The sequence below is a fragment of the Streptomyces sp. NPDC019443 genome, assembly GCF_044389785.1.
Classification (GTDB): Bacteria; Actinomycetota; Actinomycetes; order Streptomycetales; family Streptomycetaceae; genus Streptomyces.
The window spans coordinates 73331-98836 of record NZ_JBIRYJ010000009.1 but is presented as its reverse complement, the minus strand read 5'-3'; the positions used below and the strand labels follow the sequence as shown (position 1 = coordinate 98836).

The 25506-nt window shown below is 67.2% G+C and carries 21 protein-coding genes and 1 pseudogene; 10 read left to right on the top strand and 12 right to left on the bottom strand.

The features are described 5' to 3' along the window. Positions 1-116: 116 nt before the first annotated feature. The 4 genes from ACH492_RS26145 to pstS all read right to left on the bottom strand — a co-directional run bounded on the left by ACH492_RS26145 (position 117) and on the right by pstS (position 2916). The gene (locus ACH492_RS26145; protein WP_398990120.1) at positions 117-437 is read right to left on the bottom strand and encodes a GYD domain-containing protein; all 321 of its coding nucleotides are present in this window, start codon (positions 435-437) and stop codon (positions 117-119) included. Positions 438-477: 40 nt separating this feature from the next. Then, positions 478-774, bottom strand: coding sequence for a DUF3303 family protein (locus ACH492_RS26140; RefSeq protein WP_398990119.1), 297 nt, complete (start codon positions 772-774; stop codon positions 478-480). Positions 775-927: 153 nt separating this feature from the next. Next, positions 928-1713, bottom strand: a complete 786-nt coding sequence (locus ACH492_RS26135; protein WP_398990118.1) for a DUF72 domain-containing protein — start codon at positions 1711-1713, stop codon at positions 928-930. 84 nt (positions 1714-1797) lie between these two features. Then, positions 1798-2916: a phosphate ABC transporter substrate-binding protein PstS gene (pstS, locus tag ACH492_RS26130; protein ID WP_398990117.1), complete on the bottom strand. Its 1119-nt coding sequence runs from the start codon at positions 2914-2916 to the stop codon at positions 1798-1800. Positions 2917-3140: 224 nt separating this feature from the next. On the opposite strand from pstS, the gene ACH492_RS26125 reads away from it, so the two are divergent. From ACH492_RS26125 to ACH492_RS26100, 6 genes and pseudogenes are all read left to right on the top strand, one after another. Then, positions 3141-4520, top strand: a complete 1380-nt coding sequence (locus ACH492_RS26125; RefSeq protein WP_398990116.1) for an NAD(P)-binding domain-containing protein — start codon at positions 3141-3143, stop codon at positions 4518-4520. Further along, positions 4517-5743, top strand: coding sequence for an MFS transporter (locus ACH492_RS26120; RefSeq protein ID WP_398990295.1), 1227 nt, complete (start codon positions 4517-4519; stop codon positions 5741-5743). Before ACH492_RS26125 ends, ACH492_RS26120 begins: the two co-directional genes overlap by 4 nt. Positions 5744-6087: 344 nt before the next feature. Further along, positions 6088-7179: a sugar ABC transporter substrate-binding protein gene (locus ACH492_RS26115; protein ID WP_398990115.1), complete on the top strand. Its 1092-nt coding sequence runs from the start codon at positions 6088-6090 to the stop codon at positions 7177-7179. A 121-nt stretch (positions 7180-7300) separates the two neighbouring features. Continuing rightward, a pseudogene (locus ACH492_RS26110) lies at positions 7301-7623 on the top strand (nitronate monooxygenase); the annotation flags it as partial. A gap of 68 nt (positions 7624-7691) precedes the next feature. After that, the gene (locus ACH492_RS26105) at positions 7692-8450 is read left to right on the top strand and encodes an IclR family transcriptional regulator (RefSeq protein WP_398990114.1); all 759 of its coding nucleotides are present in this window, start codon (positions 7692-7694) and stop codon (positions 8448-8450) included. A 224-nt stretch (positions 8451-8674) separates the two neighbouring features. Then, positions 8675-9793, top strand: coding sequence for a PP2C family protein-serine/threonine phosphatase (locus tag ACH492_RS26100; protein WP_398990113.1), 1119 nt, complete (start codon positions 8675-8677; stop codon positions 9791-9793). A gap of 35 nt (positions 9794-9828) precedes the next feature. Here the strand turns inward: ACH492_RS26100 and ACH492_RS26095 are convergent, their stop codons facing one another. The 3 genes from ACH492_RS26095 to ACH492_RS26085 all read right to left on the bottom strand — a co-directional run bounded on the left by ACH492_RS26095 (position 9829) and on the right by ACH492_RS26085 (position 13559). Next, positions 9829-10665, bottom strand: a complete 837-nt coding sequence (locus tag ACH492_RS26095; protein WP_398990112.1) for a glutaminyl-peptide cyclotransferase — start codon at positions 10663-10665, stop codon at positions 9829-9831. A 2-nt stretch (positions 10666-10667) separates the two neighbouring features. Continuing rightward, positions 10668-12167 (bottom strand): polysaccharide biosynthesis tyrosine autokinase, encoded by a 1500-nt coding sequence (locus tag ACH492_RS26090; RefSeq protein ID WP_398990111.1) that lies wholly within the window; start codon positions 12165-12167, stop codon positions 10668-10670. A gap of 123 nt (positions 12168-12290) precedes the next feature. Then, positions 12291-13559: a nucleotide sugar dehydrogenase gene (locus ACH492_RS26085; protein WP_398990110.1), complete on the bottom strand. Its 1269-nt coding sequence runs from the start codon at positions 13557-13559 to the stop codon at positions 12291-12293. Between the two features lie 145 nt (positions 13560-13704). Here ACH492_RS26085 and ACH492_RS26080 point away from each other — a divergent pair, with 145 nt between their 5' ends. Then, positions 13705-14886, top strand: a complete 1182-nt coding sequence (locus ACH492_RS26080) for an NAD-dependent epimerase/dehydratase family protein (protein ID WP_398990109.1) — start codon at positions 13705-13707, stop codon at positions 14884-14886. Next, a complete protein-coding gene (locus ACH492_RS26075) occupies positions 14874-15908 on the top strand; it encodes an MraY family glycosyltransferase (protein WP_398990108.1) in 1035 nt (344 codons plus the stop codon). The genes ACH492_RS26080 and ACH492_RS26075 overlap by 13 nt, the downstream gene beginning before the upstream one ends. Positions 15909-15951: 43 nt before the next feature. Here the strand turns inward: ACH492_RS26075 and ACH492_RS26070 are convergent, their stop codons facing one another. Both ACH492_RS26070 and ACH492_RS26065 read right to left on the bottom strand, forming a co-directional pair. Continuing rightward, entirely contained in the window at positions 15952-16929 is a 978-nt protein-coding gene (locus ACH492_RS26070) for an NAD-dependent epimerase/dehydratase family protein (protein WP_398990107.1), read from the bottom strand. Then, the gene (locus tag ACH492_RS26065) at positions 16926-18134 is read right to left on the bottom strand and encodes a glycosyltransferase (RefSeq protein ID WP_398990106.1); all 1209 of its coding nucleotides are present in this window, start codon (positions 18132-18134) and stop codon (positions 16926-16928) included. The genes ACH492_RS26070 and ACH492_RS26065 overlap by 4 nt, the downstream gene beginning before the upstream one ends. Before the next feature lie 224 nt (positions 18135-18358). Here ACH492_RS26065 and ACH492_RS26060 point away from each other — a divergent pair, with 224 nt between their 5' ends. After that, on the top strand, positions 18359-19291 hold the full coding sequence (locus tag ACH492_RS26060) for a class I SAM-dependent methyltransferase (protein ID WP_398990105.1): 933 nt from the start codon (positions 18359-18361) through the stop codon (positions 19289-19291). Between the two features lie 123 nt (positions 19292-19414). Here ACH492_RS26060 and ACH492_RS26055 read toward each other — a convergent pair whose 3' ends face one another. The 3 genes from ACH492_RS26055 to asnB form a co-directional block, all read right to left on the bottom strand. After that, complete coding sequence (locus ACH492_RS26055) at positions 19415-20533, bottom strand: glycosyltransferase (RefSeq protein WP_398990294.1); 1119 nt, start codon at positions 20531-20533, stop codon at positions 19415-19417. Positions 20534-20736: 203 nt separating this feature from the next. Beyond that, on the bottom strand, positions 20737-22086 hold the full coding sequence (locus ACH492_RS26050; RefSeq protein WP_398990104.1) for a lipopolysaccharide biosynthesis protein: 1350 nt from the start codon (positions 22084-22086) through the stop codon (positions 20737-20739). After that, positions 22079-24001, bottom strand: coding sequence for an asparagine synthase (glutamine-hydrolyzing) (gene asnB, locus ACH492_RS26045; protein WP_398990103.1), 1923 nt, complete (start codon positions 23999-24001; stop codon positions 22079-22081). Before asnB ends, ACH492_RS26050 begins: the two co-directional genes overlap by 8 nt. Before the next feature lie 439 nt (positions 24002-24440). Between asnB and ACH492_RS26040 the strand changes: the two genes are divergently transcribed. Next, on the top strand, positions 24441-25427 hold the full coding sequence (locus tag ACH492_RS26040; RefSeq protein WP_398990102.1) for a methyltransferase domain-containing protein: 987 nt from the start codon (positions 24441-24443) through the stop codon (positions 25425-25427). Positions 25428-25506: the final 79 nt, after the last annotated feature.

Sequence of the window (25506 nt, the reverse complement as noted above, 5' to 3'; positions counted from 1 at the left end):
TGCCGCGGGCTCACATCTGACGGGGCCCCGCCGCAACGGCAGGCAGCAGCAGGCGGCCCTGCGTGTCGTACGAGCACGACACGCAGGGCCGCAAGACCCTCAACGGGGGTGGCGCGTCAGGCGCCGGGTGCGCGGTAGTCCACCTTCTGGCGGACCGCTTCGTCGATTTCCTCGGGCGTCAGCAGCACGACCGTGCTCGTGCGAACGCCACCGGCGGCCGACGTGATCAGACCCATGGCCGCGGCGTGGGCATTGCTCGGCAGGTCCACCGTGACATAGACGTCCTCGTCGCCGAATGCCCAGTGCATTGATTCGAGCCGGCCCCCCAGGCTCTGGACCATGCGTTCGACGACCTCACGGCGCGCAGTGCCGCCTTCTTTGAGCAAGCCCTTCAGTCCGTCGACCGTCAACTTGGCCCTGAAGAGGTATTTCGTCATCGGTCTCCGCCTTTCACGTACGTGCCGAAGAGGGCCGTGGTCAGCCGGAGCCGTATGCCTGGAGACCGGCCTGGACGTCGTCGAAGTTCATCACCGGTGTGAAGGTGACCTTCGCGCCGAGTTCCTGGAAGAAGGGCTCGGCGATTGCCGCGATCTGAGAAGGCTCCTGAAGGTCGAAGACAAAGAATCCGGTGCGTTCTCCGTTCTCCGCCCCGAAGTAGGCGGCCTCCGGCTTCAGCCGCTCGATGGCCGACTTCATGGTCGTGCCCAGGCTCTGGTCCTTGATCGCCTTGTTTGCTTTCTCGGTGTCGAGTTGGACCGTCAGCAATACCCTCATGAGCGTTCCACCTCATGTCTGTGTGCCTGCACCGCGCGATGTGCGAGGGATTCGCAGCGCTGTGTGGCCGTACATCCATCGTGTGGCCGTACATCCATCGTCGCCCTGCCCCAGCACGACTGCATCCCGGCAGGGCGCCTCGCTGTGGCCCGCTCAGGACGTGGATCGCGTCGCCAGGGACGGAGGCGTACGGCTCGCCGTCCGGCCCAACGCGGCCGCTGCCCGGGCGAACTTCGCAGCGTCCAGCAGGGCCGCACCGCCCAGGTCGTTGTTGAAGTACACAAACACATCGTTCTCGTCCGGCCATGCGTCGGCGATGCGTCGGGCCCAGGACTTCAGCGCTTGGCGGCCGTAGCGCGGTGGTGGGTCGGAGATGCCGCCGTGGAATCGCACGTACCCCCATGACGCGGTGCGCCACAGTGGCGTCACCGGGCGGGACCCCCGATCCGCCCAGCACAGGGCGCTGCCGTGCCGTTCCAGCAGCGCACGGAGTTCCCGCTCCGCCTCCCACCACGACGTGTGGCGGAATTCGACGGCCACCCGAACCGTGCCGGGAAAGCACCTCAGGCAGGCGTCCAGAGCCTCGATGTCCTCCCGGAAGTGGGCAGGCAGTTGCAGCAGGACGGGCCCCAGCCGGTCGCCCAGGCCCTCGGCGCGATCCATCAGCCGGCGCACCGGCTCCTCGGGGGCGCGCAGCCGCTTCATATGGGTCAGATAGCGGCTGGCTTTCACCGCCATGACGAACCCCTCCGGCGTCCGCTCCCGCCAGGAAGCGAAGATCTCCGTGGTGGGAAGCCGGTAGAAGGCGTTGTTGTTCTCCACGGTGGCGAAGTGCCGGGCGTACTCCTCCAGCCACAGCCGCTGCGGTTGCCTGGGCGGATAGAGAACGCCGCGCCAGTCCTTGTACTGCCATCCCGAGGTTCCGACAAGCATGGGCATGGTCCGATCCCTGCCCAGGAAGAGAGGGAATATAGCCCTATTCAGGGCATATCTCTACCACTCGGCCTGCTGGGCAGTCGGCGATCAGGACAGCGTCTGAATGACCTCACGCACCTGGGCGGCGACCGAGTCCGGCAGCGGGGCGTAGTGGATTTCGGGGAGAGCCTTCTGCCCTTCTTCACCGGCGGTATAAGCCAGGAAGGATTTCAGGGCGGGAAGGGTTTCGGCCTGGTTTCCTGTGTCGCACACGATCTCGTAGGTGACCTGGACGATCGGATACGCGCCTTCGGCGGAGGTTCCGTAGTCGAACTTCAAGGTCAGGTCCTTGCCCGTGCCGGCGATTTTGGCTTCGGCCATGCCGGCGGAGGCGGTCTTCGGCGTTGGGGCGACGGGCCGGGAGGCTCCCGTGTCGATCTTGACCGTACTGATCTTGCCGGCAGCGGCGAAGGACAGCTCGAAGTAGCCGATCGAGCCGTCGAGCGACTGCACCTGCGACACAACTCCGCTGGATCCGCTCGCGGATTCACCGCCCTTGCCCTGCCAGGACTTCTTCACCGGGTGGGGCCAGGAACCACCTGCGGCGCCGGCCAGGTAGGCATTGAGATTCTGGGTGGTGCCGGAGTCGTCCGACCGGTGCACAGGGCGGACGGGGATAGGCGGCAGCTTGACATCCGGGTTCAGCCGCCGGATGTCGGGGTGGTCCCAGGAGGTGATCCGCGCGTCGAAGATCTTCGCCAGGGTCGGGGCGTCGAGCACCAGATCGTCCACGTCCTGAAGGTTGTAGCCGATCGCGATGGGGCCGCCGACCATCGGAAGGTCAATGGCCCTGCCGCCCGCGCAGACGTCCTTCGACCACTGGACCTCTTCGGGCTTCAGCGCGCCGTCCGAGCCGCCGAAGCTGGTCGCCCCCCGGAGGAACTGGGCCACGCCGGCGCCCGAGCCCAGGGGGTTGTACTTGATCTGCACTCCTGTGCATGCGCGTTGGTACTGCTCGATCCAGTACGTCATGGCGTTCTGCTGGGCTGTTGACCCCGAGCCGGGTAGCTGACCCTGCGAGGCGCACTCGATTTGGGCCGCGGCCGGGTCGGAGGACGAGGTGTCAATGGCGGGGGAGACATCCGTGTCGCAGGCGGCCAGCAGCATGCTCGTCAGCGCGGCCGCCGCGGCGAGTGGGATGCGTCCCTTCGTGCGTCGACGCTGCACTCTCGTTCTCCTAAGTCGCCTGTCGCCCGGGAACATGCTCGGCGATGCGCTGCGTCCATGGGCGACATCCGTACGAACATCAGCCGTCGTGCCGTCGTATTCGGGGTGAGCGCGACGCGTCAAACGGCACTGTTTCGACAAATGTCTATGTTGACGCCCATCGAAACAGATGGGATGCTGAGGGCATAAGCCATCGACAGATGTCGAAACAAAGGGGAGTCATCGTGACCGTGCCGATTGCCGATGTGCCCATCGCCACCCTGCCCACCGTGGTGATCGGAGCCGGCCCGGTAGGCCTGGCCGCCGCCGCCCACCTCGTCGAGCGCGGCATCGAGCCGCTGGTCCTGGAAGCGGGACCGGCCGCCGGCAGTGCCGTACGCGAGTGGAGCCACGTACGTCTCTTCTCCACCTGGGCCGAGCTCGTCGACCCGGCCGCCGAGAAGCTGCTGGCCCCGACCGGCTGGACCGCGCCCGACGGGGTGACGTACCCGTCCGGCGGTGACTGGGCCGAGCGCTACCTCCAGCCGCTCGCCGACGTGCTGGGCGACAAGGTCCGCTTCGGCGCCGGCGTCACCGGCGTCTCGCGCGTCGGCCGCGACCGGGTCGTGGATGCCGGCCGTGAGGAGCAGCCCTTCACCGTGCACGTCACGAACGCCGACGGGACCGAGGAACGCCTCGCCGCCCGCGCCGTGATCGACGCCTCCGGCACCTGGTCCACCCCGGGCCCGATCGGAGGCGACGGCCTCCCGGCCCTCGGCGAACGCGCGGCCGCCGACCGTATCTCCTACCGCGTACCGGACCTCAAGGACCCTGCCGTACGCGCCCGTTACGCGGGCAAGCGCACCGCGGTCATCGGCTCCGGCGCCTCCGCCTTCACCGCTCTGGCCTACCTGGCCGACCTGGCGAAGGAGAGCCCGGGCACCCACGCGGTGTGGATCGTGCGCCGCGGCATCAGCGGCTCCACCTTCGGCGGCGGCGAGGCGGACCAGCTCCCCGCCCGCGGGGCACTGGGCCTCGCGGCCAAGGCAGCCGTGGACGACGGATACGCCGACGCCGTCACCGGATTCCGTACGTCCGCCGTCGAGAAGACCGGCGACCGGCTGGTGCTGCTGTCCGAGGACGGCCGCCGACTCGACCCCGTCGACGAGGTCATCGTCCTCACCGGCTTCCGCCCCAACCTGTCGTACGTCTCCGAGCTCCGCCTCGCCCTCGACGAGCGCCTCCAGGCGCCGGTCGAGCTCGCCCCGCTGATCGACCCGAACGTCCACTCCTGCGGCACCGTCTACCCGCACGGCGTGAACGAGCTCTCCCACCCGGAGAAGGACGTCTATCTCGTCGGCATGAAGAGCTACGGCCGCGCCCCCACCTTCCTCGCCATGACCGGCTACGAGCAGGTTCGCTCCATCGCAGCAGCACTCGCCGGAGACCAAGAGGCAGCCGAACGCGTCGAGTTGACCCTTCCGGAGACCGGAGTCTGCGGCGGCGCTGGCCTGTTCGACGAGTCCGACGCCACCAGGAGGGACAGCGAAGGCGGCGGCTGCTGCGCCGCCCCGTCCACCCTCCAGATCGGCGTCGGAGCTCCGGTCCCGTCCGGCGGCTGCTGACCACTGTGCCCAGCCTCGGCATCAGCAAGGCCGCGACCGGAACAGGGGACCGGTCGCGGCCTCGCGCGGCACTGCCCGCCCTGTGCGCCACCCAGATCACCAGCTGGGGAATCGTCTACTACGCCTTCCCCGTCCTGCTCCCGCACCTGACCGCGGACACGGGCTGGTCCACGAGCGCCGTGACCGCGGCCTTCTCCGGCGCCCTTCTGATCTCTGCCCTCGCCGCAATACCCGTCGGCCGCATCCTCGACCGCCGAGGCCCCCGCGCCGTGATGACCACCGGATCCGTGCTCGCGGTCGCCTCCGTACTGGCGATTGCCGTAGCGCCGAACCTCTACGTGTTCACCGCCGCCTGGCTCGCGGCCGGTGCCGCCATGGCCGCCACCTTCTACCAGCCGGCTTTCGCGGCCGTCACCCGGTGGTGGGGCCCCGACCGCGTCCGCGCCCTGACGATCGTCACGCTCGCAGGCGGCCTCGCCAGTACGCTCTTCGCACCCCTCACCGCCACGCTCGCCGACCACCTCGGCTGGCGAACCACCTACGCCGTGCTCGCCGCGATCCTCGCCGCCGTCACCGTCCCGGCCCACGCCCTGGCCCTGCGCGCCCCCTGGCCACCCGCCCCACCGGCCGCATCCACGACCAGCCGCACGCCGATCGCCCGCAGCCGCCCCTTCCTCCTGCTCACACTCGCCTTCACTTTCTCCGGTTTCGCCATGCACGCGGTCGTCTTCGGACTGGTCCCCCTGCTCACCGAACGCGGCGCCGACCCGACAACGGCGGCCTGGGCGCTGGGACTTGGAGGGGCTGGTCAGACCCTGGGCCGCACGCTCTACGCCACGCTTTCCCGTCATACCGGAGTCACTGCCCGCACCGCCGTCCTGATCGCAGCAGGCGGCGCCACCACCGCGGCCCTGGCCCTCGTCCCCGGCCCGATCCCGCTGCTGATCCTGCTCGCCGTCCTCGCCGGAGTCGTACGCGGCAACCTCACCCTCCTCCACGCCACCGCCGTCGCCGACCGCTGGGGAACGGCCCACTACGGCCGCCTGTCCGCGCTGCTCACCGCTCCCGCCACCGTGGCGGCAGCCCTCGCCCCCTGGGCCGGGGCCGCAATGGCCGGCCGGCTCGGCGGCTCCAGTGGCCTCTTCCTCGCGCTCGCGGCGGGCTCCGCCCTGGCGGCCGTTCTGGCCGTCGCATCGGGGCGTCGCGCGGGGCGGCACCGATGATCGAGACCGGGCCCCGGGCCGAGGACATCCCTTTCGGCCATCCGCTGGAGCCGCTCACCTGAAGGCCGCACCTCGAGCTGTCGGCGCTCGGCGACACCAGTGCGCTGGTGCCGGCTCGGCCCGTACGTCGGTGTGGCCGGTGAGGGGGCGACGACAACCCGCCATTGCCGCTTAGCAGTTCCCGGAACACTCTGCCGGTCGGCGCCGGCCTCGCTTGACTAACGAACAAGACCCGTTGCCATCTCGTTAATATTGTACTTCTTGACGCTTTTGTCGGGGCAGAGTTGACTTCCAGCCACCTCGGCCGCAACTACGTGGCCAGTCAGGGAGGTTGATTTCCACCGATGAACGCATATATGCGTCGCACCGCCGCTACTGTCGCTGCTTCTGCGATGACCGTCTCGCTCGCTGCCTGTATCAGCGCCCAGGGCTCGGGAGTGAAGACGAGCGACGACATCACTGTCGGTCTACTCCTTCCGGAGAACCAGGCTGCTCGCTACGAGAAATTCGACAAGCCGGTCATCGAGGAGAAGATCAGACAGCTGACGAACGGCAAGGGCAAGGTCCTCTACGCCAATGCGAAGCAGGACGCAGCTCTGCAGACGCAGCAGGTGGAAACCATGATCGAGGACAAGGTCGACGTCCTGATCGTGGACGCGGTCGACTCCAAGGCCATCGCCGACTCGGTCAGGAAGGCCAAGGACGCGAACATCCCGGTCGTCGCCTTCGACCGTCTCGCCGAGGGCCCGATCGACGCCTACACCTCGTTCGACAACGAAGAGGTCGGCCACGTCCAGGGCACAGCGCTGCTGCAGGCGCTGGGCTCCGACGCCAAGTCGGGCGAGATCGTGATGATGAATGGCGCGATCACCGACCCGAACGCCGCGCAGTTCAAGAAGGGCGCGCACGCCGAGCTCGATGGCCAGGTGAAGGTCGGCAAGGAGTACGACACAAAGGAGTGGAAGCCGGAGAACGCCAACGCCAACATGGAGGCGGCGATCTCGGCCCTCGGCAAGGACAAGATCGTCGGCGTCTACTCCGCCAACGACGGCATGGCGGGCGGCATCATCACCGCCCTGAAGGCCGCCGGCGTCTCCCCGCTGCCGCCGGTCACCGGCCAGGACGCCGAGCTCGCCGCCGTGCAGCGCATCGTCGCCGGTGAGCAGTTCATGAGCGTCTACAAGCCGTACGCCCCGGAGGCCAACGCCGCGGCCGAGATGGCCATCCTGCTCGCCAGGGGCATGTCGCTCAACTCCATGGCTCAGGCGGACGTCGACAGTCCGACCAACAAGCGCATCCCCTCGGTACTGGTCCCGGTCATCTCGCTGACCAGGGACAACATCAAGGACACCGTCATCCTGGACGGCGTCTACACCGTCCAGGAGATCTGCACCCCCAAGTACAAGACCGCCTGTAACGACCTCGGCCTGAAGTAGATCGCGAAGGGACGTCTGGCGTCGGGCGACCACCTCGGCCCGGCGTCCGGCACCCACGCGACCATCGCGCGCGGCGCGCCGGTGGCGTCGAGGCGTTCGCGTGCGGTGCTCATGCGTCCCAGCCGGAATCGACGCCGTCGTGGCATCCGGAAGCGACGCCGGGGGCCACCGGGGCGCGTTCCTGCGGCCCGTGAGGGAGTCCCTGGTCGGGACGTTCTCGCTGGTGCCGCAGGTGGCCGACGCGGTGGCGGTCCCCGTCATCGCGGTCGGCGGTATCGCCGACCCACGAGGTATGGCCGCCGCCCTCGCCCTGGGCGCCGACGCCGTGCAGACAGGCACCGGATTCCTGGCGACCAGGGAATCCGGACCGAGAGCCGTCCACAAGCAAGCATTGAGCGGGCCCGAGGCGCGGAGGACAGTCTCACGCGACTCTTCTCGGGCCGCCGCTGTCACGTCGGCCATGCCGGCCGAGGGATCTTGCGATTGCGCTGCTCCGGGCGCAATCTTGTGTTGTGGCTGCTCAGGATGGCCCTACGCTCATCACTTCCGTGCAGCGAGCCTTCCGCTTGATGGAAGCCGCCGGGGCACACGAGGGTGGCGCCCCGGCGAAGCAGCTGGCACGCGAGGCGGGGCTGCCCCTTGCCACCGCGTATCACCTGCTGAGGACGCTGGTCCACGACGGGTACCTGCGGAAGCTGGACGACGGCGGGTTCGTCATCGGGGACAAGCTGGACACGCTGTACGCCGGAAGCCGCGGGCAGGCGCTGCTCAACCGTATCCGTCCCACGCTCATGGCTCTGCGGGACGAATTGTCGGCCGCCGCCTACCTGACCTTTTACGAGGAGGGCGAGATCCGGGTCGCCGAGATCGTCGACGGGCCTCGGGCACCTCGGGTTGACCTCTGGGTGGGGTTCGAGGACGCCGGGCACGCCACCGCGCTGGGTAAGAGCGTCCTGCGCGAGTTGGACGACGACTCCCGCGGGGACTACCTCTCCCGGCACCCTCTCGCCGAGCTCACGCCCCGCACCATCACCCAGCGTTCCGAACTGCTCCGGCGACTGGACTCGGCGCCCGCCGACCCGGCCGTCATGGACCTGGAGGAGTACGCCCTCGGTACGGTCTGCGTCGCCGTGCCCGTATACAGCGGACACACGCTCGGCTCGCTCGGTGTCTCCGTCCGGGCAGACCGGCTCTCCCGAATCGATCAAGTCCTGTCGCGGCTGATCCCGACAGCGAGCCGCGTGACCAGGGGCCTTTCACTCACTATCTGAAAATTCTGCCCTTGTGGCCCACCTCGGACCCCTGTTCCCTGGACAAAACGGGCGCTCCGGCGTCGCGAACGGACCAGGGAGTTGCAGAGGGGAACATGAGCCAGGCCCGAGACCACCAGCGCGAACGCCCACCGACCTGCAATTTTACGAAGCGGGCGGCCGGCTCTGGGGCACCGGCCCAGCCGGACGGCCGCCTGGGGGCGGCCCCGGCCTCGGGGACAGCGATGCTGGACCAGCCATGCATCGCCACCCTCCTCGCCGCTGTGCCCACACTGTTCGTCTTTGCCGTTGCGCTCCTCACCCTCGTCAGCGGAGCCGGGACGACTTGGTTGCCGCTCCTCGCCGTCGGGCCCACACTGGCCGCCGCCACCAGCAGGCCGTGTGGGGTCCTTCGTATCGGCTTCATCGCCGTGGCACTGGGCGCTGTACTCGGCGGCCGTGGCGGTGCGCCGGGCCGTGAGCAGGCAATTGTGCTGTCCGCACTGGTCGCCGTCACCCTCGCGAGCAGCCTGGCCAGCGCGCTGCGCGGGCGTCGTGAACGGGTACTGGAAGCCGTCCGCTCAGTCGCCGAGGCTGCCCAGCACGCCCTCCTCAAGCCCGTGCCTGCCACTGTCGGCCAGTTCCAGGTGGCTGTCCGCTACAGCGCCGCAGCGGCGGAGGCCCGAATCGGCGGGGACCTCTATGCGCTCGTGCCCACCCCTTACGGGATCAGGTTGATCGTCGGTGATGTGCGCGGCAAGGGGCTGCCCGCGGTGAGCACCGCTGCTCTGGTGCTCGGTGTCTTCCGTGAGGCCGCCTATGACGAGCCGGACCTCCTGGATGTCGTCGGCAGGATCGAGCGGAGCCTGGCGCGCAACCTCGGTCCCGACGACTTCGTCACCGCCGTGGTCGCCGGGTACCCCGGGGCCGGGCGCATGGAGGTGGTCAACTGCGGACATGCCCCTCCGCTGCTGGTTCGCGGGTCCGACGTCATGGCTGTCGAACCGACCCATCCGGCTCCGCCTCTCGGGATGAGCGCCCTCACCGGTGAGACCCCGAGCCTCCAGGTGCTGCCTTTCACCGACGGCGACCAGTTGCTTCTCTACACCGACGGCGTCACCGAAGCCCGCAACCACAGTCGTGAGTTCTATCCGCTCACCGAGCGGGTGGCGCGGCACTTGTCGGATGAGCCGTCCCGTACCGTCGCCGCGCTGCACGACGAGCTGCTGGCGCACGTGGGCGGCCGGCTCCACGACGACGCGGCACTGCTTCTGCTCCGGAAACCGGTCGTCGCCGGCCCGGTCGTCGCCGGCTCGACGTCCGCTACTGAGTCAGGCTCCGGTCGACAGGCCGACAACAACTGACGCCCGCTCAGCACCGCATCGGCCTGCCTGTGGAATCACTTGGGAACGAAGGTGACCCGGAACATCTTGGGCCACGACTTGCCGGTGAGGAGGAACTGATCGGTCCCGGGAACGGCCGCAATACCGTTCATGACGTACGCATGCTGCTTCTCGGCTGCGCTGAGGAGGGCCGGGGCGTCGATGTCTCCGGTTACCGTGCCGGTGTTGGCGTCGATACGCACAATCCGGTCGGCAGGCCAGACGTTGGCGTACACGGTGTCACCGACGCATTCCAGCTCATTCAGCCGCGCCACGGGCTTTCCATGGGCGGTGACGGCAACATCCCCCGTCTTCACGAGTGTTCTGGGGTCCCGGAAAGTGAGCCGGGCGGAGCCGTTGCTCGTCACCAGCCGGTCGCGATGCCGCTGGTGGCACACTCCCCAGCCTTCGTCCTGGTAAGGGACCCTGCGCAACTCGGCCAGCGTCCTTGCCTCTCGCTCGACCGCGATGCCGTTCTGCCAGGTGAGCTGCCACAGGGTCGGCCCCATGACGGTGATTCCCTCGCCGAACAGCGGCGCGGGCAACTCGGCGCGGACCGCGGGCGACTTGCCGAGCGGCCCCGCCCGAACCGAGGACCGTCCGACCACGCCTGTGCTCTCGTACAGCGTGCCGCCGTTCATCTCCAGGCCCTGGGTGAAGGCCGTCGGGTCATGGGGCAGGATCTCGACGACTTCGACCCCCAACCGCTCGACCTTGACATCGGCCGCTGCCGCGGCCCGCGCATGTGTGCCCGGGCCGTGGTCCCCGGCTCCGCCACCCCTCTCACAGGAATGGACGAGCATGCCACCGGCCAGGGCCACGACCGCGACAGGGGCCACCACCGCAATACGCATGACTACGGTCGTGTCTTGGCCGAGACCGGCACCGGCACCGGCACCGGCGCCCCGTGCCCCTTGGCAGCCGGCCCTCGGCTGCGGACCCCTGCAGCCGAGCGCGACGACACGAGCGCGGTAAGCCGGGCTTTCGCGCTCTGCTTCGGCCGGTACTTGTACGCATAGCCGTACGCTTCGCCCTCCCCTCGTGCCGGAGCGCCATTCAGGACGGCCCCCAACACTTGGACATTGACGCGTTGGAGGATGCGCAGGGCGTCGACGACCTGGCTCCGGCTTGTCCGCCCGGCGCGCGCCACGAGCAGGTAGCCGTCAATGGCGGGTGCCATCGCCGCGGTGTCGGCAAAGGGGAGCACCGGGGGGGTGTCCACCACGACATGGTCGAATTGCTCGGCAAGAGTGTGCAGCAAGTCGCCGAAATAGGTGCTTCCGAGAAGCTGGGTCGGGTTGGGAGGAATCATCCCACTGGTGAGCACGGAGAAGGCCCCGGCCGACTGCAGTACCTGATGCAGTTCGGCCCGGCCCACCAGCACTGTGGTGAGCCCGGCGTCCCTGACCAGACCCAGAGCGGGAGCGATCGAAGGGCGGCGCAGGTCGCAGTCGATCAGGCATACCCTCGCCCCCTCTTCGGCCAGTGTGGCGGCCAGGTTGACCGACACGCTGCTCTTGCCCTCACGGGGCAGCGGGCTGGTGACGGCGATCACCTTCGGCCGCTGGTCCACTTCCGCGAACTGCAGATTGACACGAAGCTTTCGGAAGCCCTCCGCACGAAGGCCGTGCCTGTCGTCGCGCAAGGAGACCGGCTGCCGTACGGCTCGCGGATCCTGCACGATGCTGGACAGTACGGCTGGCCCCCCAGCCCCTTCCAGGCACTCGGCGAGGGCTTTGGAGTCGCGCATCGACGTGTCCACTGTCTCAACTGCGACGCCCAGCCCCAGCCCGAGAAGCAGGCCCACCGCCAGACCGAGCGCGACATTGAGGGCGGTGTTCGGGGACGAAGGCGCGGGCGGCACCGCGGCAGGCTGGGTGACGGTGAGTCGTACCGGGGACGGGGATTTGCTCTTCTCCGGACGCTCCAGCTCCCTGATCACCTGGGCGAAGCGAGTAGCGACCGCATTGCTGATACGGGCGGCTCGTGCCGCACGGGTGTCGGTGACGGTCAGACGGACCAGCACCGTGTTGAGCGGCGCCTCGGCCGAGATCCGCGCAGCCAGCTGGGTCGGCGTCATATCGAGCCGGAGGGCTTTCACGACCGGCTTGGTCACCGCCGGGCTGGTCGCTACGTCGGTATAGGACTGGACTCTCGCTTGGGTGAATGAGTTCCCCTGAATGAGCTGTGAGGTGTCGGCACCACTCTGGAGGGAAGCGAACAGCGTGGTCGTTGCCCGGTACTCAGGAGTGGCGACGACACTTGTCAGGATTCCTGCGGCCGTCCCCAGCAAAGCCACAATGGCGATGACGCGCCACCGGCGGGAAAGGACTCGAAGGTAGTCGCGCAAATCCAAGGTCATCCCCGATCGGAGCAAGTGAGTGAGTGAACGGTCACCCTAGGGCCGCGCTGAGGGATTCAGGGCACATGGCATGCATGCTCACCTTTTCGTACCCCAACGGAGTGCATGGGCGGCCCTTCAGAGGCGCTCAACGGTTTCCGCGCGGCAGCGATTGCAGGCGTCGAACACGTAGTCGGCGACCTTCTCCACCATTGCGTAATCGAAAATGTCGTGGTCAGTTGCAATGACCACGGCATCGGCTGCCGCGACCTGTTCCTCTGTGAGTTCGACGCACAGGATGTCCTCGGGCAGCCGAAGAGCGTCGACATGCGGTTCCACTGCCAGGACATGAGCGCCCAGTTGCCTCAGTCCGAGAGCCACGGCAACGGCAGGGGACTCCCGGATGTCGCCGGTATTCTTCTTGTAGGCGAGCCCGAGGACCAGGATTTGGCTGCCATTGACCGGCTTGCGGCGGCCGTTGAGCCCTCTGGCAACGCGCAGCACCACATGGTCGGGCATGTGGCTGTTGATGTCGTTGGCCAGTGTCACGAAGCGGAAGTCGTGCCGAAGCGTCTGCTTGACCTGCCACGAGAGATAGGAAGGATCAATGGGCAGGCAGTGCCCTCCGACGCCGGGCCCGGGCAGAAAGCGCATGAAGCCGAAAGGCTTGGTCGCCGCCGCATCGATCACTTCCCAGATGTCGATGCCGAGTGGTTTGCAGAACATCGCAAGCTCGTTGACGAGGGCGATGTTGACATGGCGGAACGTGTTCTCCAGGAGCTTGGTCAGCTCGGCCGTGCGCGGTGAGCTCACCGGGACAGTACGGTCCACGACGTCGTCGTAGAACTGCTCGACATGTCGCAGGGAGATGTCGTTCAAACCGGAGACCACCTTGGGGGTGTTCTCCAGCCGCCAGGTCGGGTTGCCCGGGTCAATTCGTTCCGGGCTGTATCCCAGGAAGAAGTCCTTGCCCGCCCGGAGCCCGCTGCCCGCCTCCAGGATCGGGCACACCACGTGCTCGGTCGTGCACGGATACGTGGTGGACTCAAGGATCACCGTGGCGTTCGGCCGGAGTTGCTGGGCGACTGCCTGTGCGGCGGTCTCCACGAAACTCAGGTCGGGGACACCGTCCTTCAGGGGAGTCGGCACCGTGATGACGCAGACATCGAAGCCCGAGGCATCGGCGAAATCGGTGCTCAGGGAATAGCGGCCCGAGTTGAGGGCTGCCAGTAGGCGAAGGGATGTCACGTCCTCGGCGAACGACTCGCCGGCGGCCAGACGCTTGACGCGCATCTCATCAACATCGAGACCCACGACGTTGTGGCCGGCTTCCGCCACACGAACGGCGAGTGGAAGGCCCACGTACCCCTGGCCGACCACTACCACCTTCTTTGTTGCCACCGACACGGTGACTCCTCTCTGCTTGCCAAGCAGAATGTTTCGGAGGAATATGCCTGACACTCGCTCGACGCGGCTTCCCGTCCATCTCTTGAGTGACACTCAGCAGGCGAATGGAGCCATGTCAGTCGTCAAGGGGGCACGAATGGGCTAATTGCAGGATTCCATTCATTCTATTTGTGTTATCCCTGGCTATCGTTGCCATGCGTCGCCGGATCCACATGCCCCGGTAACGCCCCACCGGCAAACATGGAGTGACGACGTGATGGAACGTCCGAAATACCTGGTCACCGGAGGAGCTGGCTTCATCGGCTCCCATCTCGTCGATGCACTGCTGGCACGTGGTGAGCCGGTCGTTGCACTCGATGACCTCAGCACCGGGCGCCTGGAGAACCTGGCAAGTGCGCGCGGGCTGGATAACTTCAAGTTCGTCCACGGATCCGTGCTGGATGCGGCGCTCGTCGACGAGTTGGTGAGTGACTGTGATTGTGTAGTGCACCTGGCGGCGGCCGTAGGCGTGAAACTCATCGTCGAACAACCGCTGAATTCCTTCACCATCAACACCAAAGGCACAGAGACGGTCATCGGGTCCGCTCACCGCCATGGCCGCAGAGTAATCCTCGCCAGCACATCGGAGATCTACGGCAAGAACTCCTCCGGGCCGCTGAACGAGAACTCCGACCGCGTCCTGGGCAGTCCCTCTGTCCCACGGTGGTCCTACAGCACTGCCAAGGCGGTCGACGAGATCCTCGCCGAGCTGTACCGCCGGGAGTACGGACTGCGTTCCACCGTCGTGCGGTTCTTCAACACCGTCGGCCCTCGGCAGAGCCCCGCCTATGGCATGGTCATCCCGAGATTCGCCCGTCAGTCAGTCCGAGGAGAACCCCTCACCGTCTACGGCACCGGGCAGCAGAGCCGCTGTTTCCTCCATGTCGCAGATGTGGTCGAAGCGCTCCTGTCGCTGATCGACCTTCCGGATGCCGTAGGTGAGACCTTCAACATCGGAAGCGACGAGGAGATCAGCATTCTGGATCTGGCGGAGCGGATCATCGCGTGCGCCGAGAGCACTTCGTCCGTGCGCCGTCTCTCCTACGGTGAGGCCTACGGACCGGGGTTCGAAGACATGGAGCGTCGCGTCCCCGACACCACGAAACTGAGGGCCTTCACCGGCTGGCAGCCGAGGCGGAACCTCGACGACGTGCTGGCGGACGCCGTCGCCGATGCCCGAAGTGAGGTGACGCAGCCGGTGGTCGAGCTTGTCGCTGACGGCCCGGCCAACGGGGAAGCCGGCAATTCCACCGGTCAGACCGTGCTGGCGGGTCCATGTCCGGTCTGAGTCCGTGGCTGATGTCGGCGATCGCAGGGCTGGGGGCTCTCCTGGTCGCTGCCCTGCTGACCGAGCCACTGCGGCGCCTGGCCCTGCGGCGCGGATACACCGACCTGCCGAACGCACGCAGAGTCCATGTCCGCCCCACGCCTTATCTGGGCGGCATCGCGGTCGCGATTGCCACCCTGGGCTCCGCGAGTGTGGCGACATTCGCCGCGACGGAGTACGACGCCACGGTTGGCGTCGTACTCGCATGCGCTGCGCTCATCGCCGTGCTTGGCCTCACCGACGACCTGCGTCCGCTCAGCATCCGTGTCCGTCTCTGTATCGAGGCGGCGGCAGCCCTGGTGGTGGTTCTGTGGTGCGGCCATCCCGTGCTCTTCGGTACATGGCTCGACGTGGTACTCGCGGTCGCGTGGATCCTCTTCACCACCAACGCGTTCAACTTGCTGGACAACATGGACGGGGTGGTATCCACCGTGACCGCGGTCACCGCGGGATTCCTCTGCTGCGCCGCTCTCTCCGTCGGTCTGGTCGGCACCGCCTCGGTCATGGCTGCCCTGGCCGGGGCCTGCGCAGGCTTCCTTTTCCACAACTGGCATCCGGCGCGGATCTTTCTCGGTGACGCGGGCTCACTTTTCGTGGGCTTTCTGGTGTCGTCCGCCACTGTGGTTCTGCACAGGGACAACGCCGCCCTTTCCGGGTACACCAGTCTGTTCCTCATCACCTTGGTCGTCACGGCGGACACCGTCCTGGTCATGGTCGCGCGACGCAGGGAGGGCAGACCTGTGCTGCAGGGCGGCAGGGATCACATCGCCCACCGACTGCGGCGCCTCGGACTGACTGTCCGCCAGGTGGCCGTTGTCATCGGAGGCTTCGCGGCCATGACGTGCCTGACAGCAGTGCTCGTCATGTTCAAGGTCGTCCCGCAGAACGCCGTGCTGATCACGGTTGTCACGGTGACCGTCGTGGCCTGGGGCCTGCTGCTGAGAGTCCCTGTGTACGCCGTAAGCGGGGACGGACAGAGCTGAGGGGAGCCACGGCGACGCGCCGTGGCTCCCCTCAGCTCTGTCGTCAGCCGACTTCCACCGAGAGCGGCTCGGCAGGTGGCAGCGCCGCATACTCGGGCAGGGTACGGAACCAGCGCACCGTCTCGGCCAGTCCACGCGCCAGCGGGACTTGGGCCACGTCGGGGAAGAGCCCGCGCAGCAGACCGTCCTCGGCCTGGGAGTGGCGGACGTCTCCCGCCCTCGCCGCCTCGTGCCGGATGTCGGCCGGAGCCCCCACGACTTCCGCGAGCTGCTGGGCGAGGTCGATGAGAGGCACCCGCGTACCAAAGGCCAGGTTCACCGGACCGGGGTACGTGACCTTGCGCAGGACCGCATCGGCCAGCACCCTGACGACGGTTCCGACATAGGTGAAGTCCCGCGTCTGCAGTCCGTCGCCGAAAATCCTCATGGGCGTGCCGCGCAGCAGGGCGTCGATGAAGGCCGGGATCACGGCGGCGTAGGCATGGCCGGCTGACTGCAACGGCCCGTAGACGTTGAAGAACCGGAACGCCAGAACCCGCAGGTCGAACGAGGCGCCGTAGGCAAGGACGTAGGACTCGGTGGCGAGCTTGCTCGCGGCGTAGGGGCTCAGGGGCTGAGTCGGCAGGTCCTCGTGTTTCGGCAGTACGGGAACGGCACCGTAGACCGAGGAGGACGAGGCGGCCACCACCGAGACGCTTCTGCGTCGGCATGCCTCGAGGACGTACACCGTCCCGGTCGCGTTGACGTTATGACTGGCGACCGGGTCGGCCAGAGAGCGCGGCACAGACGGGCGGGCTGCGAGGTGGACGACAGCGTCCACTCTGGCGACGACGCTTTCGAGGAGGTCGGGGTCGAGAATGCTGCCCTCGATCAGCTCCGCGTCGACTCCCGCCAGGTTGGCTGCGGAACCTGTGCTCAGGTCGTCGAGAGCGATGACCTTGCCCACATTCGGACGCGACGCAAGCTCTTGGCAAAGGTTGGCGCCGATGAAGCCGGCGCCTCCGGTAACAAGGACGTTCAAGAGTGCTCACCTTTCGAACGGGATGCGGTCCACCATCCGCGGGCGACGGCGATGGAGGTGTAGAGAGCCTGCGTGTCGGCCACCAGACGTTCCTCGCCGAAGCGCTGGGTGGTGAACGTACGTGCTCGTGCACCCATCTCCTGGCGCAGTTCCCCGTCGCGCAGAAGAGTCACCGTGTGGCGAGCGAGTTCACCGGACGACAGGCCTGCCAGGAGCCCCGTCGTTCCGTCTTGTACGACCTCCGCGACGCTGCCGACGTCCGTGGCCACCGCCGGCAGCCCCGCCAGGCCGGCCTCGATCAGACTGACGGGCATGCCTTCGTTGTCCGAGGTCAGCAACACCAGGTCGGCCGCCGCGTAAACGGTCTCCACGTCTGCGCGCCAGCCCAGCAGGTGGAGCGAGTCGCCGAGATCGGTGACCGCCTCCGGATCCGGTTGGAAGTCGCCCGATCCACACACCACGAAATGCGCCGCGGGCACGGTACGGCGCACTTCGCGGGCCACGGCGAGAAAGCGGTCGGGGCGTTTGATTCCGGTAATTCGTCCCACATAGGCAACCACGGGACAGCCCTGCGGGAGTCCGAGCTGTCGCCGGGCGGCGGCGGGCTCCGGTGCGATTGCAAGCGTGGTGCCGGGCGGCACGACCGTGTATTGGCCCGCCTTTCCGATGCCGGCGGCGACGAGGTCGTCCCGCACTCGGCTGCCCACGGCAACCAACCGATCGGAGAGGGCTGCAAGCCTGCGTTCGGTCTGCACCACGACGCGAGTCTTCGCCGGGGAGAAATAGCCATGCAGGAGATGGCCGTGAAAAGTGTGCACCCGTGAGGGGACCCGCGCCAGCACGGCAGCCGCCCGCCCCAGTGCGCCCGCTTTCGCTGTGTGCGTGTGGACGATATGGGGCCGGAATCGGCGCATGGCTGCCGCCAGTTCGAACAGGCAGCGCACATCATCCGTGGGCCGCACAGCCCGTCCCAGCCCTTCGAGCCGATGGACCGGCAGGTCGGGTGCCCGCTGATCCAGATAGTCCGCCTCACCCGAACCCACAAATCCGGAGATCAGGTGATGGTCGAATCGCTCGGGATCCAGCCCTCGCAGGAGAGCGGATACCTGGACTGCCGGACCGCCGATATTCATTCGCGTGATGACTCTCATCACGCGCAGGCGTGGGATGCCGAAACCAGTGGTTCGGTACGTGGCGGTCGACATGTGCCAGATATTAAGCCGAACACACTCTGGTATCCGTCAAGGGCGCGAAGTATGTGTCCGCTGCTTTGGACAACCCTCTCGGAAATATTTCGAGGGCCGTGGAAGGATCGCCGAGAGCCCGGTATTCGGTCGATTCTTTCCTCCACCACCGCAGCGTCGACGCTCTTCCCGGCCGGCGTCTGATATACCGCGTCAGTACGCACGTTCGCCGGAAACCGCGGTACATGCGCTCCCAGGAGGAAGGAGACCATGAGGTGATCGACTGCTCCAGCGAGGTAGAGCAAGGCAAGCGCTTCGCCTTCGGCCGCAACTGGCAGAGGTTCAGCAGGCTGGTCGACGAGGACCGTATCGCTGCGGCTCGCGAGTCCCTCGTGGCGGCCTTGGGAACCGGCGATCTCGCCGGGCGCACGTTCTTGGACATCGGCTGCGGCAGCGGCCTGTTCTCGCTGGCCGCACTCCAACTCGGTGCGAAGGTCCACTCCTTCGACTTCGACCCCGACGCGGTGGAGACGACCAGGCAGCTGCGTGAACGGTACGCGCCCGACAGCGACTGGCGGGTGGAGCACGGTTCGGTGCTGGATTCCTCCCTGATCTCCCGCCTCGGACAGTTCGACATCGTCTACTCCTGGGGAGTGCTGCACCACACAGGCGCCCTGTGGGAAGCGTTGGACACCGTCTGCCGACTGGTCGCCCCCGGAGGGCTGTTGTATGTGTCGATCTACAACGATCAGGGCCTGAGCAGCCGCGCGTGGAGGCATGTCAAGCGCACCTACAACTCCTCCGGCCCAGTGACGCGGCGATTGCTGGTCGCCGGGAGTGGGATGTACCTGAACGCTCCCCGACGAGCGGTCACCCTGCTGAAGTCGGCCATGACGGGGCGACCTCCCGTCGGCGGCCAGGCTCGACGTGCTCGCGGTATGTCCGCCCGGTACGACCTCATCGACTGGGTCGGAGGTTATCCCTTCGAAGTCGCCGCTCCGGAAGAGGTGTTCCGCGTGGGCCGGCGCCATGGGCTGGAACTGCGCCATCTCAAGACCTGCGGAGGGGGCCTGGGCTGCAACGAGTACGTCTTCGCCTCGATCGCCGATCAGGACACCGCACAGAGGTCACCCGCGGCTCGGAGCGCGGCGGCGCTGGGGACCAGCGTTACGGGCTGAGGTGCCCGCGCTCGATCCGTGCTGCCGGGCCTGGCCGGCGCCGCCGACGTCAGCAGACGGGCGGCGGCCGGCCTCGCCGGGTGTACCGCCGCAGTGGTGCTCCGGCCCGGCTGTTTCCCGCGCTCACCTGACGGATCTGCGCTCCAGCAGTTTCCCGTACAGGCTGATGTGCCGCTCCACCATTGTGTCCGCACTCAAGTGCTCAAGTGCCCACTCCCGGGCGGTCTTCCCCAGTCGTGCGGCGGCGGCGTGGTCGGTAAGCATCCATTGCAGGCCCTGCGCCAGAGCTTCGGTGTCCGCTGGGGGTACCAGCACACCTCGGTCGCGCAGCAACTCCGGCGTTCCGCCCACCGCGGTGGCAACCACGGGCCGGCCAACCGCCATGGCCTCCATGACCGCGTTGCTCAGGCCCTCCTCCAGGGAGGGCAGCACGACGACGTCCGCCCGAGCGAGATAAGAGGGCACATCAGTGCGATGGCCCAGAAAGCGTACGTCGATGCCCAACCGCTCGGCCTGTTGCTGCAGAGGGTGTCGCTGGGGACCCTCCCCGATCAGCACGAGGGTGCAGCGCTGCCCCCGCTGCTTCATCCGGGCGACGGCGTCGAGCAGGTACTGGTGGCCCTTGTAGGTCCGCAGGTTGGCCACGCACAGCACCACCGGCAGATCCGTGGACAGGTCGGCGGGAGCGGCCGTCCGGAAATCCTGCTCCTCCATTCCGTTGTGAATGACGGCGATCTTGTCCTGCGGCAGCCCTTCCTGGCGCCGGGCCTGCTCGGCGACGGCATGTGCATTGGCCACAATGAAGTCGGTCATGCCAGTCGCGGCCCGCTCCACGGCCAGCAGCCCCCGGCGTCCCTCCTTGAACGTGCCCAGGCTGCGCCGCCCGGCCACGCACACCGGAACACGTGCCAGGCGGGCCGCGGGAGGCGCCGCGATGTAGCAGTCGAACAAAAAGGCATGGAAGACCTGCGGCCGGGTGCGGCGCAGATGCGTCACGAGCTGAGTGAACGCCCTCACTCCGACTGCGCCGTCCTTGGCTGCGGCTACAGGATGGACCCATGGCCGGTTGATTCCCCGGTATCCCAGGCTGACCGGCGTCACCCCGGAACCGGACAGCTCTGCCTCACGTGGTCCTCCTTCGTACAGCAGGAGCAACGTGGTCTCGATGCCTCGAGCCGCCAGGCCACGCGCCAGCATCACCACCTGCTTCTCGGCACCGCCCAGCCCCAGTTGACCAATCATCAGACTCACTCGGGACAGCTTGACATCGCGGGTGGCATTCCCGGGGATCGGTACGGCCATGCTGTCGTGGCATCCAGTCACTGATGTCAGCTCCGTCCAGCCAGCAGTTCAGGCACGGCACAGCGTGCCTCTTCTTGCTGTCCAGGCTCTCAGCACCTTTTGTGCCGATATCAACCGCGACGCGCGGTCGTCCGGGTGAATGGTCACAGCGGTGGCGGTCCGGCTGACAGGTGGCGGCTATCCGGCGTCGGAGACGCCGCGGCGCGCTTGCCGGGAACGCAGTGACGCGCGGAGGTGAGCAGCGCGAGCAGATCTGCGGCGGAGGGGACAAGCCTCCGGGCCTGGATACCCGTCATCCTGGCGAACAGTCGTGTCTGAAAGGCGGCCAGCAGTACGTAGGCCAGCGAGGAGGCAAGCGCACAACCGGCAGCGCCCCACACGGGAATCAGCAGCACGTTCAGTGCGATGTTGACGGCCAGGGCGATCACTGACGGCAGGACGACCAGCCGTGCGCGACGCAACCGCAGCAAGTAGGCGCTCGGCAGTCGGCTCGCCCCCAGAGCCATCACGCCGGGAGCGAGCAGCATCACGAGCGGCACCGCATCGGTGTACGCCGCGCCGTACACGGCGGAAACCAGCACCGGGGCGGCCAGCGTAAGGGCCAGCGCCGAGGCAAGTGCCAGGAGGATCGTGTAACGGGTGATCCGTACGGTGACGTCGGCGGATTCGGTGTCGCTTGCGTTGAACTGGCGTTTGAGCATCACCTGGGAGACGACATCCGCCAGCATGCGGCTGTACCCGGCCAGGCCGACCGCCAGCGAGTAGATGCCCACCTCCCGCGCGCCGGCGAACGCACTGAGCATGTAGATGTCGGCGTTCAGCAGAAGGAAAACCGAGGCGGGACCAAGGTGGTAACGAGCGCCAGTCGCCACCGTGGTGCGTGCCAGCTTCAGGTCCCGGCGGCGCCCCGAGGCCGCCCCCACGGCGGTGAACACCAGCAGCGGGACACTCCCGGCGGCGACCCAGACGATCAGCGCCGCCACGACGCTCAACCGCTCGCTTGCCGACAGTGCGGCCACAGCGGCGCACTGGGCGAGCGCACCGGCCAGCATCGACCAGTTCGCCACACGCACTCGCCCCCGCAACAGCGCGATGTTGCCGGTGTAGTTCGACGCGATGCCGAGCGGAACACTCAGGCAGGCGACCATCACCAGGTACTGCCCCGGCAGGTCCAGAGTTTCGGGGCCGATCACGGCCACCAGGGCGGTTGCGGCCAGACCGCTGAGAGTTCCGAGCACGAGGGCGAGCGGCACACTGTTGCCGACGAGCGCCTCCCGGCGCTCGGCGTCCGTCCACAACGCGCTCTGCGCCTGCTCCCCGGACAGGTGTCCCAGCATGGTGGCGGTCGTGGCGACCGTGACCGCCATGTAGTAGATCCCGCGGCCCTCCGGCTCCAGCGACCGGGCGATGACAGCGCTGGTGACCACGGACAGCACCACGCACGCGGCCCGGCTGCCCAGCATGCCGAGCACTTGCCGCGCGGTGTCAGCCACAGGACCCCTGGGCGGGTTGGGCGGCGGCGGTAGCGGTGTCCCCCCACCCCTGCTCGGCGCATGTGCGGTGCCAGAGCTCGAACTGCAGCAGTGCCCACAGCCGACTGGAGCGATCGCGCCCCTCGACATGGTCCTGCAGCAGGCGTCGCACGACCTCGGGCCGGAACAGGCCGCGAGCGCGGGCGGTGTGGTCAGTCAGCAGATCGTAGGCCAGAGGCCGCAACTCGCAGCGCAGCCAGTCCGCCAGTGGCACCGCGAAGCCGGCCTTGGGCCGGTTGAGCACCTCGGATGGCAGCCACGGAGTCATCGCGCTCTTCAGCAGTGCCTTGGTCACCTGTCCGTCGACCTTCCACCGGCCGGGCAGTCCAGCCGCCCACTCCAGCAGATGGTGGTCCAGGAACGGAGAGCGGGCCTCGAGTGAGTGCGCCATCGTGGTGATGTCCACCTTCACGAGCAGGTCGCCCGGCAAATAGGTGTTGACGTCGACGTCCATCAACCGGTTGACGTCCTCGTCGGCACGGGAGGTGTCAAACACCTCCGTGATCAGCTCATAGCTGTCGACGTGGGCCACCTGCTCGTGCATCGCCCCGGTGTACAGAGCATGCTTGCCCTCCCGGGTGAAGTAGGACATCAGGCTGGCGTAGCGGTGCTGCGGTGTTTCGGCCAGTAGTTGCAATCCCCGTCCGAACCTGCGCAGCCCGAGCGGGGTATTGCCCTCAGCCAGTGCCGAACCGAGTCGGTTCAGCACGCCGTTCAGCCGGTACGGGGTCCGGATCCGCCCCGCACTCTTCATGTACGCATAACGCCGGTAGCCCCCGAAGCATTCGTCCCCACCGTCGCCGTTGAGTACCACCGTCACGTGCCGACGGCTCAGTTCGGCCACGAAGAAGGAGGGGAGGGCCGAGGAGTCGGCGAACGGTTCGTCGAAGTGCCGGGTCACCGTGGGCAGAACGTCCAGCGCGGACGAACCGGCCACCACGAAGTCATGGTGGTCGGTTCCATAGCGGCGGGCCACGGCCGCCGCGTAGGGCCGCTCGTCGTAGCGCTGGTCGTCGAATCCGATGCAGAACGTCTTCACCGGCCGATCGCTGAGCCGGGCCATGGCGGCCACTACCGCGGAGGAGTCGATGCCGCCGGACAGAAATGCCCCCAGCGGACGCTCGCTGACCATCCGGACCCGCGTTGCATCCAGCAGCAACTCCCTTGCCTGCTCTGCCGCCTCCCGCTCGCAGCCCACCGGTCGAGGCGTGAAATCCAGCCTCCAGTAGCGCCGCAGGCTCACCTCCCCGTCCTGCCAGACCAGCAGGTGGCCGGGAGGCAGCTTGCTGACTCCGCGGTAGATCGACCATGGGGCCGGCACGTATTGGTAGGTCAGGTAGTGATGCAGAGCAACCGGGTCCACCTCACGGGACACCGCCGGGTCGGCCATCAGAGCCTTCAGCTCCGACGCGAACGCCAGTGAGGCCCCGGACTGCCGGTAGTACAGCGGCTTCTTGCCCACCCGGTCCCGTGCGAGCAGCAGCCGACGCCGTGCCATGTCCCAGATCGCGAAGGCGAACATGCCCCGCAAGTGCGCGACCAGGTCCTCGCCGTGTTCCTCGTACAGGTGGACGAGTACCTCGGTGTCGCCGTCGGTGGCGAATCGGTGCCCGCGCGCGACCAGTTGCTCGCGCAGCTCCACGAAGTTGTAGATCTCTCCGTTGAAGACTGCCGCGACGGTGCGGTCCTCGTTGTAGACGGGCTGGCCTCCGCCGGCCACATCGATGACGGCGAGTCGCCGCATCCCCAGCGCCGCGTGGGCGTCGCTGTGGTAGCCCTCTCCGTCGGGCCCGCGATGGGTGATGCGGCGGCACATCACGCGCACCTGTTCGGGATCGGGAGGGCTGGTGGACACGATTCCAGCTACACCGCACATAAACGCTCCCCATGTGTTGCACCGTCGGATGACCGTCCGCCGACATCGCCGGCTCCCACTCGCCGGTGCACTGCCTCGCGGGCTGACCGCAAAGCCCCGAGATACATACCACACATATGCGGGCATTTAGCCCTGCCTGCCTGCGCAACGCCCGCCCCTGCTTTCGGGAAACATCGCGGTGTGCTCTGAACCGGTGACCTCTTCTGAAGGGCACCGTCGGCATGGCGGTCAGGCCTGGATGGCGGGTTGGTCCTGCGGGCCAAACTGGCTCGCGTCAGCCACAGCCGCCGTGCTCATCCTGGAGAAGCACCGCTGAAAATGCCTATTGGCGGATCTCATGAGTCGGCTGCATGCCTAACTCGTCGCATAATATGCGGCAAGAAACACGACACGCGAGTCCTTGCCCGCCCAAAGCGAACGATCAGTTAGCTTGTCCTGCATGCACAGGAGACTGGCCGACGGCCTCGCGGAGAAGAACCGGGACGGTTGCTGGTTCGAAACGCTTCAGTGTCCGAACTGCCGTGCGCGGCTTCACGGAGAGACCACACTGACCTGCGAACGGTGTGGACGGACCTATCCGGTGCGTGACGGGATCCCGCGGTTCGTTCCCGAGGACAACTACGGGAAATCGTTCGGGTATCAATGGAATGTGCATCGGCTTACCCAGCTTGACTCGTATGTGGGGCTCCCCGTGTCCAGAGATCGTCTACTGCGGGAGAGCGGCTGGACCGCTGATGAACTTCAGGGCCGCGAAGTTCTTGAGTGCGGAAGCGGCGCCGGACGCTTCACCGAGGTGCTCTGCGAGACCGGGGCTGCCGTAACCTCTTTCGACATCTCCAACGCGGTGGAGGCCAACGCCACTTCCAATGGCCGATTCGCCAACCTGCGGCTGCTTCAGGCCAGCATTTACGAGCTCCCTCTGGTGGATGAGTCGTTCGACTACCTCGTCTGCCTCGGGGTCATCCAGCACACGCCTGACGTCGAGCGGACTTTTAAGACGATCCTCCGTTACCTGCGTCCCGGTGGAAAGTTCTGCATCGACGTGTACGCGGCGATCGTCGCCTATCCGCATCTACGGCAACTGCTGCGGCCCGTCACCAAACGAATTCCTCCATGTAAGCTCTATAGCGTTGTCCAATCCATCACGCCGCGACTACTGCCAGTTTCCATGCGCCTCAGCACAGTCCCACGGGTGGGCGACTATCTGACCCGACTGGTTCCCGTGGCTAATCACCGCCACCTCGGGTTGACCGACACCGAAACCTTGCGGACCTGGTCGATCCTGGACACCTTCGACTGGCTCTCGCCTCAATTCGAGCGGCCCCAGCCGCGGCGCCGACTCGAGCGCTGGTGCAGGGACCTTCGGCTGAGCGAATTCGAGATCGAACGCATTCGCGGGCTCTATGTCGTCCGTGGAACGAAGTAGAATGCCGGACAGGGCATCAGCCTTGCGTCCCATCGACAGCGGCCCCTGGACGCGCCTCTCCCCAGCAGCAGCGCATTGA